Annotated in this window: 12 protein-coding genes; 7 read left to right on the top strand and 5 right to left on the bottom strand. The window is 41.8% G+C overall.

Features of this window, described 5'->3' with window-relative positions:
• Positions 1 to 53 precede the first annotated feature (53 nt).
• Both BUB08_RS03685 and BUB08_RS03680 read left to right on the top strand, forming a co-directional pair.
• A complete protein-coding gene (locus BUB08_RS03685; RefSeq protein ID WP_072999064.1) occupies positions 54 to 1,292 on the top strand; it encodes a serpin family protein in 1,239 nt (412 codons plus the stop codon).
• 99 nt (positions 1,293 to 1,391) lie between these two features.
• Positions 1,392 to 2,048, top strand: coding sequence for a NigD1/NigD2 family lipoprotein (locus BUB08_RS03680; RefSeq protein ID WP_072999063.1), 657 nt, complete (start codon positions 1,392 to 1,394; stop codon positions 2,046 to 2,048).
• A gap of 152 nt (positions 2,049 to 2,200) precedes the next feature.
• On the opposite strand, the gene BUB08_RS03675 is transcribed toward BUB08_RS03680, so the two are convergent.
• Positions 2,201 to 3,052, bottom strand: coding sequence for a LytR/AlgR family response regulator transcription factor (locus tag BUB08_RS03675; RefSeq protein ID WP_072999061.1), 852 nt, complete (start codon positions 3,050 to 3,052; stop codon positions 2,201 to 2,203).
• Between the two features lie 194 nt (positions 3,053 to 3,246).
• On the opposite strand from BUB08_RS03675, the gene BUB08_RS03670 reads away from it, so the two are divergent.
• Positions 3,247 to 4,404, top strand: coding sequence for a DUF6051 family protein (locus tag BUB08_RS03670; RefSeq protein ID WP_072999060.1), 1,158 nt, complete (start codon positions 3,247 to 3,249; stop codon positions 4,402 to 4,404).
• Positions 4,405 to 4,456: 52 nt separating this feature from the next.
• Here the strand turns inward: BUB08_RS03670 and BUB08_RS03665 are convergent, their stop codons facing one another.
• From BUB08_RS03665 to BUB08_RS03650, 4 genes are all read right to left on the bottom strand, one after another.
• Positions 4,457 to 6,100, bottom strand: a complete 1,644-nt coding sequence (locus BUB08_RS03665) for a hypothetical protein (RefSeq protein WP_072999058.1) — start codon at positions 6,098 to 6,100, stop codon at positions 4,457 to 4,459.
• 258 nt (positions 6,101 to 6,358) lie between these two features.
• Positions 6,359 to 7,750, bottom strand: coding sequence for a dihydrolipoyl dehydrogenase (gene lpdA / locus BUB08_RS03660; protein WP_072999057.1), 1,392 nt, complete (start codon positions 7,748 to 7,750; stop codon positions 6,359 to 6,361).
• A 92-nt stretch (positions 7,751 to 7,842) separates the two neighbouring features.
• Positions 7,843 to 8,952, bottom strand: a complete 1,110-nt coding sequence (gene meaB, locus BUB08_RS03655; protein ID WP_072999056.1) for a methylmalonyl Co-A mutase-associated GTPase MeaB — start codon at positions 8,950 to 8,952, stop codon at positions 7,843 to 7,845.
• A gap of 118 nt (positions 8,953 to 9,070) precedes the next feature.
• Positions 9,071 to 10,153, bottom strand: coding sequence for a DUF1573 domain-containing protein (locus tag BUB08_RS03650; protein WP_083570567.1), 1,083 nt, complete (start codon positions 10,151 to 10,153; stop codon positions 9,071 to 9,073).
• Between the two features lie 169 nt (positions 10,154 to 10,322).
• Here BUB08_RS03650 and BUB08_RS03645 point away from each other — a divergent pair, with 169 nt between their 5' ends.
• The 4 genes from BUB08_RS03645 to BUB08_RS03630 all read left to right on the top strand — a co-directional run bounded on the left by BUB08_RS03645 (position 10,323) and on the right by BUB08_RS03630 (position 13,501).
• Entirely contained in the window at positions 10,323 to 11,597 is a 1,275-nt protein-coding gene (locus BUB08_RS03645) for a sensor histidine kinase (RefSeq protein ID WP_072999054.1), read from the top strand.
• Positions 11,594 to 12,304 carry a response regulator transcription factor gene (locus tag BUB08_RS03640; RefSeq protein WP_072999052.1) on the top strand — a complete coding sequence of 237 codons (711 nt, stop codon included), beginning with the start codon at positions 11,594 to 11,596 and terminating at the stop codon, positions 12,302 to 12,304. The genes BUB08_RS03645 and BUB08_RS03640 overlap by 4 nt, the downstream gene beginning before the upstream one ends.
• Before the next feature lie 107 nt (positions 12,305 to 12,411).
• Positions 12,412 to 12,570: a 50S ribosomal protein L34 gene (gene rpmH / locus BUB08_RS03635; protein ID WP_072999050.1), complete on the top strand. Its 159-nt coding sequence runs from the start codon at positions 12,412 to 12,414 to the stop codon at positions 12,568 to 12,570.
• A gap of 130 nt (positions 12,571 to 12,700) precedes the next feature.
• Entirely contained in the window at positions 12,701 to 13,501 is an 801-nt protein-coding gene (locus BUB08_RS03630) for a PASTA domain-containing protein (RefSeq protein WP_072999049.1), read from the top strand.
• Positions 13,502 to 13,505: the final 4 nt, after the last annotated feature.

The raw sequence follows: 13,505 nt of genomic DNA, 5'->3' as shown, positions 1-13,505 counted from the left end.
ACCCGGTTTATGATTAGCGAGAACAGAAAACTAAAGACATTATAAAAACGAACATGAAAATTATTTTATTATTTCCCCTGGCATTTATACTCACGTCAGTTAATTCGTGCCACAAAAACGAGTTGAACCACGGCGAAAACAAAGTTATCAGACTGGATGAAAAGTCTGCCCGGCTGGTGGAAGCCGATAATACTTTCGGAGTGGAACTTTTTCAGAAAATCAGAGAAGAAAGCAGCGAAGAAAACCTGATGGTTTCGCCGCTGAGTATTTCAATAGCGCTGGCCATGGCGTATAACGGTGCCGACGGTGCCACAAAAACTGAAATGGAGAACGTTTTAAAGCTGAACGGACTTTCTGCGGACAACATAAACGCTTCTTATAAAATGTTTATCAGAGCTTTGCAGTCGCTAGACGAGGAAGTGGCACTTGAAATTGCCAATGCCATTTTTTATGCTGAAGGTTTTTCGGTAAAGAAAAGTTTCGTTTCTGTTAACGAAGCAACCTACGGGGCAGAAATCAGCGAACTGAATTTTGGCTCTCCCACTGCTGTAGAATCCATTAACAACTGGGTGGCTGAAAAAACCCACGACAAAATTCAAACAATTATTGACCAGCTTAACCCGATGGATAGGATGGTACTTCTGAATGCCGTCTATTTTTATGGAACCTGGACCAATAAATTTGATGAACAGGGAACCCACAATCTTCCGTTTCATAAAACCGACGGCACAACTAAACAAGTTCCGATGATGAGCAAACTGGAAAATTTGCCCTACACCTCAAACAACCTTTTCAGTGCCATAAAAATGCCATACGGAAACGGCCAGTACAACATGGTGGTTTTATTGCCAGCCCTAGAAAACAACTCGCAGGATGTAATCGACGAGCTGTCGTCGGCCAACTGGGAAAGCTGGATGAAAAACTTTGAAATGACAGAACGCGTTCGGGTTACCATGCCCCGATTTAAATACGCCTTCAAAACCGAACTGAATAAGGTATTGCAGATAATGGGAATGCAAAACGCATTTAATCCGGACGCCGCTGATTTTTCAGGTATTACAGATGATGAATTATTCATCAGCAGCGCCATTCATAAATCATATATTGATGTTAATGAAACCGGAACCGAAGCAGCAGCAGTAACCGGAATGACATTTTCTACCACCAGTATGGGCACAGAGCCGCCTACTGTCCCATTTTATGTGAACAAGCCTTTTGTTTACGCCATTATAGAAAAAGATACAGGCGCTATTTTATTTATCGGAGAGGTAAAAAACCCAGAATACAACTAAAAACAGAGCATTATAAAAACAATATTGAAAACTAGTAGCATAGTATTTTTCCGCTACGGAAAAATAATAGAAAAGAGAAAACGTTCTTAAAAGAAAGCCATGAGAAATTTATTTATATTATTCGTTTTATTCACCGTCTTTTTTGTCAGTTGCCAGGAAGAGGAAGATCTGACATTTCAGGAAACCGGCGTGGTTGTAGACTATTCCGGAATGAATTACTGCGGTTTCGTAATTGAACTTGACAACGGAACAAAAATTCAGCCGCACAACTATCCCAAAGATTTTGAATTTGTTCAGGGACAACGTATTCTGGTAGATTACGTGATGCTTCCAAACATTATTTCGACTTGCGATAAAGGAACGGCCTGCGATATTCTGAATGTGCAGGAATTAACTTGCGGCTCTCCGGTGACAGACTTGTACGCTAACAATTACGACAGCCTGGCCAACGATCCGGTTCAGGTGTACGAAGCCACTGCCAATGCAGGTTGCCTGCATTTAAAACTTTCGTTTAGCGGGGGATGCCGCGAGCATGTTGTTAATCTGGCCCGAATTCATCAGGAAAACCAGGACGGGAACAACATTCCGGTGCTGGAAATACGGCACGACGCAAAAGACGATTTGTGTGAGATGTGGCTCACCCGGGAGATGCAGTTTGATTTATCGGCGCTGCAAGACGAAGGAGCAAAGCAATTCTACCTGAAAGCATTGCTCACAAACGGTGAAACTTATCTAAAATTAATTGATATAGAATAAAATTTCCAAATCTCCAGATTTTGCTGCAACAGTTAGTTCTTTAAAAACCGTCTGGCCAATTTCAGGCGGTTTTTTAATGCAAAGCAGTGGCATTAAAACGCTTCAGCCCTTAAAATTAAAATATCTGTTTTGTGGTCTGAAATTCAACGGCATCAGCCGTTTTTTACGAATTCATCCAAAACACCCTGCGAATATGTTTTTGATACCGGAATTATCATCTCGGTGGGCGCATCAATTTCCAGTTTTAACCCGTCCTTTTCTTTGCGAATGAGTTTTACTTTTTCAAAATTGACAATAAATGAGCGATGACAACGAATAAACGAATATTCAGAAAGGTATTCTTCCAGATTTTTCAGACTATTTCGAATTAAATAGTGCGAAACTTTTTGTTTGTTCAGGAAATAGATGGTAACATAGTTATCGGCTGCTTCGAGATAAAAGATGTCGCTGGGAAACATCGAAAAACGCATCACCCCTTTTTCATCAAAAAATGGCAATAATTTAGTAGCCTTTGCCGGATTTTCATCCTTTTGTTGTTCCAGGCTTTCCAGTTTCCGGGTTTTATCCTGCCACGAGAAATACAGCGCAGCAATAATATAAGGAATTATTACAACCAGAGCAGTAATCTGAAGGGAGTTGACAAAGTCATCAACCAAATCATTTTTTTCGTGCAGAAAAAATATTTTCAGCGAAGTGTAAACCAATGCCATAATGGATATTTCGGCAATTTCCCAAACACCATACTGTAAATAATTCAAACGCATTTTCCGGCTAATTTGGAACATGATTATCCGGCTAATGACCATTACCAAAATACCGGTTAAAATAAGTCCGCTGGAATACAGGAACAACTCGAGTTTAGTTACATTAAACCAGGTGTTCACTCCAAACGGAGCATAAATATTAATAAACACCAAAGCAAATGCAGCGGTAAAAAGAATCCGGTTGACAATGTTCTTCCGGAAAAGTAAAAACTCAGGTATCTTTTTTTCCCAAATCAGCATAAAAGAGAATTTGTGCAAAAGTACGTTTTACGTTAAACAATACAACCTTATTCGTAAAACTGACCGTAAAATTTCACCCCTAAATAGCGAAAATCCCCCCACAAAAGAAAGTCTTGTCCCAGTTTTTTGGCTGTAACACCAATATTTTGCAGATGTTTTTTCGGCCTCTTATTTTCGTGAAAAAAATATCGCAGATGAATTACTCGTATCAATACCAATTACTTAACGAACTCTTCTCAAAAAACGAAGAGGCTTGTATTATTCCGGACTCACAAATAACCATTCACAATCTGGAATTTAATTCGATATTTTATCAGCAGTATTCAATAACCGGCAATGCTGATGTTAATTTTAGGCAGGAAGACGCGGGGATTCAGGAAAACTGGAATTTTACTTATCCCGTTTTTGCATACGGAAAAGAAAAAAACGACAAGGCTATTGTGTTATTACACGGGCTTAACGAACGAAACTGGTCGAAATATTTAACCTGGGCCTACTACCTTGCGGAAACAACACGTCGGACAGTCATCCTTTTTCCTCTGGCTTTTCATATGAACAGGGGGAAAAAAGACTGGAGCAATCCACGGTCTATGACCCAACTTGTTCATAAAAGAAAGGACAATTACAACGATGTTGTTCAATTAACATTTGCCAACGCAGCACTCAGTAGCCGTTTAACCGAAGATCCAAACCGCTTTTTCCGTGCAGGGCTGCAATGTTCTCACGATTTGGTTCGCTTACTGGAACAAATAAAAAGTGGGGACTACCCGCTTCTTGCAAAAAACGCCCAGGTCAATTTTATGGGGTACTCCATTGGCGCATTTCTGACACAGATTTTCTTTATGGCCAACCCGCGTGACTTAGTACAAAACTCCAAAGCAGCGCTTTTCTGTGGCGGAACCACTTTTAATCACATGCTCGGAACATCTCGGCTGATTATGGACAACCTGGCATACAAAAATTTAAATGAATATTACTTACAGCATTTCGGAGACACTGAAATACCCGGATACGAAAACCTGAGCAAAACGCCGCTACACAAAGTTATCCAGTCGTTTAAAGCGATGATTCCGCTACCCGATTTCAGAAAACTGAAAGAACGTGCACTTTCAAAGCTTGCTGGAAAAGTAACCACCATCGGGCTTTTAAAAGACCAGGTGATGCCAGCCAAAAGTATTGCCGAAACATTGGCTGACCAAAAAGGGAAACTAAAGCTGGCACTCCGTGTGGAAGATTTTCCCTATACTTATTCCCACGAAAATCCGTTTCCGATTCTGAAAAACGGCGAATCGAAACTGGTCGACCAGAATTTCAATAGAATATTCTCTCAACTTGCTTTTGCACTGAAATAAAAAAAAGCTGCCCTGAGAAAAGGACAGCTTTCTAAATTATTTCTTTATATCGTTAGAAAATGCTGTAAGAAATTCCAACAGCAAAATTCAAGGTTGTTTTCCCGAGTGTTTCGTTATATGCTCCTATATCCGGGTCAGTAAAGCTCACTTTCTGATCCTGGTAGAATGTATTCAGAACACCTGCATCCAGAGTCAGTGCATCAGTTAGTTTCCATTCAATACCGGCGCCAGCAGTAATCGACGGGTTACTGTAGCTAAAGTCGCTCTGGTAACTGTCTGCAATACCCATGTGCCCTACTAATCCGCCTACGCTGAATCCGAAATTATCCAGCACATTGAACTGCAGGCCAAGTCCGAGCTCCATCCCGTTGCGATCAATCTCACGAGTACGAATTTGAGAAGGGTCAACCGATTTCCATGTGGACAAATCTCTAATATTTGGTCCCCAGGCAACACCTTTATTGAAATAGTGATTGTAGGAAAGTTGTGCTTCAACCATTCCGAATTCGTAGCCTACGCCAACGCCCAAAATTGCGGGAATGTCGCTGCGCGACTTCGCTCCGTCGGGGAATAATCCCATATCATCAACCTTAGTCTTATTTGTAAGCTCCAAAATCGTTTTCATTTCGTATTTCAAAGCAATATTCAGGTTTTCAACCGGAGAAAAATTAATTCCAATCATTGGCGTGAAACCTGCACCGGTTTGTTCTGTGTCAACCTCTTTATCGCCAAGCTGTCCTGCGGTACCATTAAGAGTTTCTGCTGTCGCGTTCAATGTTTCAGCCTGACCATTCAGCGTAGTTGCCACTTGCGAAAAAGCGCCGGCTGCAACTGAATATGTAAATCCAGTCGGGTCAATCCCGAATTGTTGCAAAGCGCCAATCAACTGAGGGTCAGAAACAGGGTCGTTTCCGTTTACCAAACCCCCATTAATGGCTGCAGTAACCTGACCAGACAACCCGGTAGCAGTGGTAGCAGCAGCAGTAGCCTGAGCAGCAACTCCGCTAACGGTTCCTGCTGCTCCTGTAATCCACTCAGCAGCGGGATAATATTCATCGTTAACTTTTAACTGTACATTTTGAATAGTTCCATTGTAAGAATTTCTGGAAGGGAGATAACGCACTCCTCCGTAGACCGAAAACATATCGCTTACACGATAAGTTGCACCTAACTGTATTCCCCAAAAAACCGAACTTCCGTCAAAAGAAAGGTCGGCACTGTAGCCGGTAACGTTTAATGCCGGATCAATCTGAGTCAGACCGGCCAGGCCAGGGACTACTTTTGTAATTGGAATTTCGAACGAAGGAAGTCCCCTGTCGAAAGTAGCAGAGCCACCGCCGGCATTCGGACCTAATCCCAACGAAAATGCCCAATTATCCATTTTATACACTGCAAATGCCGTTGGAAAAACAGGCACATTAACTGCTCCCTCATAATAGCCGTCGTTTAGCAAAGGAAACTCACTGTCTACCGGTTTCGTCTGAAAAATGGTCTGACTATACACTGCGAAATGCCACCCGTCTTCCATTTTAATTAATCCGGCCGGGTTAAAATAAACCGCATCTATGTCGGTTGAGGCATTCCTCGAAAGCATGCGGACAAACTGTGCACTTTGGTTTGTGTTGGTTAACAATCCTCCGGCGAAAGCCAGTTGAGCAAGCATAAAGAATGCTGCAAAAAATATTGATTTCTTCATTTAAATAAAATTTGAAATTCGATTTTAGTGTATCTCTCTAATATATTGTTCAAAACAGGAAAATCATCGGTTTTGTAGCTGAATTCGGGGAGCAAATTTAAAATTAAAAATATTACAACAAAACATTCTTATTGATTTTCAATCTTTTATAGAATTTTAGAACAGATAGATGTTTTTTTCGATTTTCAACACAACATAAAAAACCCGGAAGATTTCTCCCCCGGGCTTTCCTGTCTTATTCAAATAAATCGTGAAAATCTAAATATGAATTACCTCGTCGTAGGCAGCAGCTGCTGCTTCCATAACAGCCTCGCTCATTGTTGGGTGAGGATGAATGGTTTTTATCAGTTCATGTCCGGTAATTTCCAGTTTTTTTGCAACTACCATCTCGGCAATCATTTCGGTAACGTTGCCTCCAATCATGTGTGCGCCCAGCAATTCGCCGTATTTGGCATCAAAAATCAACTTCACAAATCCGTCTTTTTGCCCGGAAGCACTCGCCTTTCCGCTGGCTGAATACGGGAATTTACCAATTTTTAATTCGTAGCCGGCTTCTTTTGCTTTGGCCTCTGTTAACCCAACCGACGACACTTCGGGGTTGGTGTAAGTACATCCGGGGATATTACTGTAGTCAATCGGATCAGGATTTTTCCCTGCGATTTTTTCGACACAGGCAATTCCTTCGGCCGAAGCAACATGTGCCAGTGCAGGTCCTTCCAGAATATCGCCGATGGCATAAACACCTTCAACATTTGTACGGTAGAATTCGTCAACTTTTACACGGCCTTTTTCGGTTTTAATACCCATTTCTTCCAGCCCGATGTTTTCGGTGTTGGGTGCAATTCCCACGGCAGAAAGAACAATATCGGCTTCAACAATTTCTTCGCCTTTCTTGGTTTTAATGGTCACTTTACATTTCTCGCCAGATGTATCCACTTTTTCTACAGTGGAGCCGGTCATTACTTTCATTTTCATTTTTTTGAAAGAACGCTCCAGTTGTTTGGCTACTTCTACATCTTCGTTAGGAACTACTGTTGGCATAAATTCCACCAGTGTAACTTTTGTACCGATAGATTGATAAAAATAAGCGAACTCGCTGCCAATAGCACCCGAACCCACAACCACCATACTTTCGGGCTGCTTGTCCAAAGTCATTGCTTTTCTGTAACCGATTACTTTTTTGCCATCGATATTCAAATTAGGCAACTCGCGCGACCGAGCCCCGGTTGCCAGAATAATGTGTTTTGCTTTGTATGTAGTTTTCTTTCCGGCATCGTCGGTCACTTCCACGGTGTTTTTGCCCGCAAGTTTTCCAAAACCTGAAATGGTTTCGATTTTATTCTTTTTAAAAAGAAACTGAACTCCTTTGCTCATTCCGGCTGCCACGTCGCGACTGCGTTTTACCATGGCCGGATAATCAGCCTTTACTTCACCGTTGATGGCCACACCGTAATCGGCAGCATGTTTTGCATATTCGTAAGCCTGTGCACTTTTTAAAAGTGATTTTGTTGGGATACATCCCCAGTTCAAACATATTCCGCCAACGTTTTCTTTTTCGACCACAGCTGATTTCAAGCCAAGCTGCGATGCTCTGATAGCGGCAACATATCCTCCCGGACCACTCCCTATAACTAATACATCGTAATCCATACTATTATTTTTAATGTTGATTTTAATCTAATTTAAACAGGGCTGTGCCTGAAAAGTTTTCAAAGATTAATCTTCCAAAATTAATGAATCTTTTATTTCAATTTCGAATAGTTTTCGAGCAACTTGCCGGCAGCCACAAAAGAACTCATCTTATTGTTTAGCACCAGTTGTTCAAAATCCTTTATCTGTCCCTTCATTTCGGGATGATTATAAAACTTCTGTTTCAGTTGTTCCTGAATTGTTTCGTGCATCCAAAATGTTGACTGGGCACTCCGTCGTCTGGCGAAATATCCGTTTTCAACCGTCAGGTTTCTGTACGTTTCAATTTTATCCCAGATTTCTGTCACTCCTGTTTTGCTGATTGCAGAACAGGTAAGCACCTCGGGATCCCAGCCTGAATCTTTTTGTGGAAAAAGGTGCAATGCGTTTCGGTACTGTACTCTTGCCATTTGTGCTTTTTCGCGATTACTTCCGTCGGCTTTGTTAATGGCAATCAAATCTGCCATTTCCATAATACCCCGTTTAATTCCCTGAAGCTCGTCGCCCGCGCCGGCAAGCATGAGTAAAAGGAAAAAATCGGACATGGAATGAACTGCGGTTTCACTTTGTCCCACGCCAACTGTTTCAATAAAAACATGATCGAACCCGGCGGCTTCGCACAATATTATGGTTTCGCGGGTTTTTCGCGCCACTCCGCCCAGAGAACCGGCTGAGGGACTTGGTCTGATGTATGCGTTCTTATTCCCCGAAAGTTCTTCCATGCGGGTTTTATCGCCTAAAATACTGCCTTTGGAACGCTCGCTGCTTGGGTCGATTGCCAGCACGGCGAGCTTATTTCCGCGCCCTGTTATATAACTTCCGAGTGCTTCAATAAATGTACTTTTTCCAACTCCTGGAACACCGGTTATTCCAATTCTGATGGAGTTTCCGCTGTGAGGAAGACATCTCACAATAATTTCCTGGGCAATTTCCATGTGTTCGGGCTTGGCGCTCTCTACCAAAGTAACGGCTTTACTTAACAGGGTAATATTACCAGAAAGGATTCCATCTACATATTCGTCTACCGATAAAAGCTTTCTTTTCTTCTGCAAAAAACGCCGGACTGAATTGTCGCTGTATGCTCCGGGATGCGCGATCCCTTCATTTACCTTCAATCCTTTAAATTCTGGGCTATTTTCAATATGTTTATCTTGGTTTGCCATTTTTTCTGCTTGTAGAGATTTCTCACAAAAGTATCATATTTATTCTGTTTGGGGCAAAAAAAAGTGCCGCAAGTACAACCTGCGACACTTTCTATTATTGACATTTATAACTTTCGAATCAGGTTGTAATATTGCAGGAAATACGCAACATACTGGTAGGTGTTTTTGGGTCGTTTGTAATTACAGTAACCGATTTGCTCTGGCGGCCACGTTTTCCCCGTGAGTCAAAAGTTACTTTAATTGGAGCAGATTCTCCGGGTGCAATAACTTTTTTACTTGGGGCAACCGCAGTACAACCGCATGAGGAACGAACGTTACGAATAATCAGATCCGTTTTACCGTCGTTGGTTAAAGTAAAGGTATGATCCTTTTTATCTCCTTGTTTCATTTCTCCAAAATCGTGTGATGATTCTGAAAATTTTGCCACCGGCGCTTTTGCAAGCTGGTCTGCAGAAAGGGCAGAGAAATCTTCTTCGATGGTTGCACTAACACCAATAGAAGCCCTGTAGTCGTTACTTCCGTCCAAAGTCAGGTAAAGACGATGTGATGCAAATCCGTAGGTGCCGGCTTTTTTTGCATCATATGTTACAAAAAGTTTCCCTTTACTGTGTGCCGGAATTGTTTCGGGCTCAACTTTAGCGGTAAGGTGAGGTGGCACGGTACGGAAACCAACCTTTATTGGTTTGTCGGTATCGTTCACCAACTCCAGATCCTGTGTTTTTTCTTCATTTTCTTTTATCCGGGCAAACGAAATGTGGTTGGTTTTTACCCGAAGGCTTCCAACTTCACGCGGATACAATTCGGCAAGTGTTCTTTCGCGTTCTTCAACACGACCGGTAATACGCAAAACAGTAGTTCCGTTTTCGGCATTGGAACTTACCATTACTGTTTTGTTAAATGAACCGGGCCTGTTTTTTGGATTGTAGCTGACATCAATTTGTCCGGTACCGTTTGGAGCAACCGGCTCGCGTGTCCATTTCGGAGTAGTGCATCCGCACGAAGCCCTTACATTGCTTAAAACCAACGGAACATCGCCCTTATTTGTAAACTTAAAGGTGGTGGTCTGAACGCCATCAGCTTCTTTAAACGACCCGAAATCGTGCTCCAGATTTTCAAAAACTATTTGCGGTTTTTGTGCCATGACAGACAAAGTCAGAGCAACGAAACCAAATGCGAAAATCAGGCGTAACATCTGTTTCATATTTGTTTATTTTTAATATTATGGAATTAATCGCTTATTTTGTTGAGCAAATGTAAGCAAGCATTGGCCGCTGCGGTGTTAATCAGGCTTAATATTTTGTTAACGAAGTGTTAATTGCTTCAAAAAAGCTGAGTAACCGCAATATTTCTAACCGGAAATCGAAGCATCCATGAAAGGAAAAACCTTAAAATATATTGTTCTTCTTGCAACAATTACTGTGGCAGGGGTGCTGGCGCTGCAGTTTTTTTTCCTGCGGAACTCTTACGACAATTCGGAAAAACAATTCAGGGAAAGCACAACCATTGCCCTGAAAGAGGTTGCCTGGCAGCTACTGGCGGCCAACGGTGCTGTGGCTAATTTCGATAGTATTGCGCCGGTAGAGCTGATTACCAACAGCTATTATGTGGTTACCACCGATGCGCTGATTGATTTTGAATTGCTCAAATTCCACCTGATGGAAGAGCTGAAAAAACATCAGATTTATACCGATTTTGAATTTGCCGTAAACAACCCGGTTACCGGACACCTGGAACAAAAAACACTGATTACCGCGCGGGGGGAAGAACAACCTTCGAACTACACATTTCCGGAAGGAAAAAACCCGGACACTTTCTATTTCGCGGTTCACTTTCCCGACCGTTCTCCGTATTTCCATTCCAGGCTTTCGGTGTGGTACCTTTTTACAGGATTGCTGGTTGTTGTCATCCTGTTTTTCGGGTACACCCTTTCGGTAATTATCCGCCAGCGGCAACTGTCTCAAATTCAAAAAAATTTCATCAATAATTTAACACACGAGCTCAAAACGCCAATTTCTTCCATTGCACTTTCGGCCAAAGTAATTTCCGATGAGCAAATTCTGAAAACCCCAAAACGACTTTTTGAATACGCCCGGATAATCCAGGATCAGAACGCCCGCATGTCCAAAAATGTAGAAAAAGTATTGAACCTGGCTTCTCTGGAAAAAAGCAAAGTATTTCTGAACCTGGAAAAAATCGAACTCGAACATTTTTTTGAAGAAGTAACAAAAAGCTTTAGACACACCAATGCAGGGAAAAAGGCAACAGTACAGCTCAACCTTCCGCATCAAAAAATATTTCTGGTTGCCGATAAGTTTCATTTTACCAACCTGGTGTTAAACATTCTCGAAAACAGCGTAAAATATTGCGAAAAAAAACCAATCATTCACGTTGACACACACCAACTTAAAAACAAACTACTGATTCATTTTACAGACAACGGAATTGGCATTTCAAAAAAATACCGAAAAAAAATATTTACACGTTTTTACCGAGTACCAACCGGAAATGTACACAACGTGAAAGGTTTTGGTTTGGGGCTCGACTATGTCCGGAAAATTGCGAAAGCCCACAAATGGAAAATTAAAGTAGATGATAATCCGGAGGGAGGCAGTATATTTACACTGATAATTTCGAAAAAAATATGAACGAGGCGGTAAAACTTTTATTGGTAGAAGATGACGATGCCCTGCGCTTTATCGTTAAAGATAATCTGGAGCAAAATAATTACCAGGTGGATGTTGCAGAAAACGGACAACTGGCCATCGAACAATACGAGAGAAACAAATATCACCTTATTATTTTAGATGTTATGCTACCAAAAGTAGACGGTTTTAAGGTAGCGGAGCACATCCGAAAAACCGACGAAAACATTCCTATTATTTTTCTCACTGCACGCTCCATGACCGAAGACAAAATTACCGGGCTTACCATCGGCGGCGACGATTACATTCCAAAACCATTTAGTATGGAAGAGCTGCTGCTAAAAATTAAAATTTTCTTAAAACGAAGCAATAACATTGCCGGAGGGAAGCCGGAAACATCAAAAGTCAAAAAAATTGGCCGATTTGTTTTTCTGCCCGAAGAGCTAACATTGTCGTTCGAAGGGCAGGCACGAAAACTCACCATAAAAGAGATGGAGCTGATTAAACTCTTCTCTGGAAATGTGAACAAAGTACTGAACCGAAATGAAATTCTGGAAAAGGTGTGGGGGTCGAACGACTATTTTCTGGGGCGCAGTCTCGACGTGTTTATTTCCAGGTTACGCAAATACTTTAAACCCGACCCCAACGTTAAAATTGTGAACCTGCATGGCATCGGATTCAGGTTTACTGTTAAGAAAGAAGAAAATTAGCAGTCAAAACAAAAGAATTTTCCATTGTGTTTGGAAGAAATAAAAAAACAACTATTTTTGCAGTCCGAAAATTTAAGACCATTTAATAAAAGAAAAAATATAGCCAGATGAAAAGGACATTTCAGCCATCAAACAGAAAGAGAAGGAACAAACACGGTTTCAGGGAAAGAATGGCAACCGCTAACGGCAGAAAAGTATTAAAATCTCGCCGTGCCAAAGGCCGTAAAAAGCTGACAGTTTCTGACGAACCGAGGCATAAAAGATAATTTATACCTTACATTCTAATGACCGAAAAGGTAAAGAATAACTATTCTTTACCTTTTCGTGTTTATGCAAACACGAACTTTCTCGTTTTTCCGTTACTTTTGTTGGGAAAATTTGTAAGGATAAAAAAATATGAGTTTCACCAGATTTCTTACCAGCCGGGCATTTCTGATTAACCTGCTTATTGCAGTAGTCTTGCTGGCAGCTATCATTTTTGTTACCATGACCGGGCTAGGAAATTACACCCGCCACGGACAGTCAACTCCGGTGCCCGATTTTACGGGATTAAAACCGGCTGAGGCGCAAAAAATAGCGCAACAGTTAAGTCTGAAAGTACAAGTGATGGATTCGCTGTTTCTGGACGATGCAGCGCCAGGCGCGGTGGTTGACCAGGTTCCAAGGCCGAAACGCGGGGTAAAGCAAAACCGCACCATTTTTCTGACCATTAATTCAACACAGCCTGAAATGGTTACCCTGCCCCAATTAACAGATATTTCTTTTCGGCAGGCCCAGGTGCTTATTGAAAACTCGGGACTCAGAATTGGGAATATTTCTTATCAACCGTCAGAATTTGACAACCTGGTTCTCAACGTTCAAATCGATTCGACGAATATCAGACCGGGAAAACAGTTGACCAAAGGAACTGCAGTCAACTTAATTGTAGGAAGGCAGGTTGGCAACCAAACTACTCCCCTGCCCGACCTTATTGGGCTCACAGTTGAAGAAGCCCAGTCGGCATTAACCGCAGCCATGCTTAACACAGGCGTAATTATATACGACGAGTCAATAACTACCTCAGAAGATTCGCTCAGTGCCCGCATTTGGAGACAGCGTCCAAATCCCCGCGCAACAAGCAGTATTCTGCTTGGCTCATCGGTGGATTTTTGGGTAACGGCTGACCAGTTAAAAATGGATGAGGCACTGCAATTCTGATCGA

It is taken from the genome of Mariniphaga anaerophila, assembly GCF_900129025.1.
GTDB classification, from domain to species: domain Bacteria; phylum Bacteroidota; class Bacteroidia; order Bacteroidales; family Prolixibacteraceae; genus Mariniphaga; species Mariniphaga anaerophila.
Note: the sequence above shows the minus strand (reverse complement) of the source record. Positions and strands in the feature narration are given on the sequence as shown.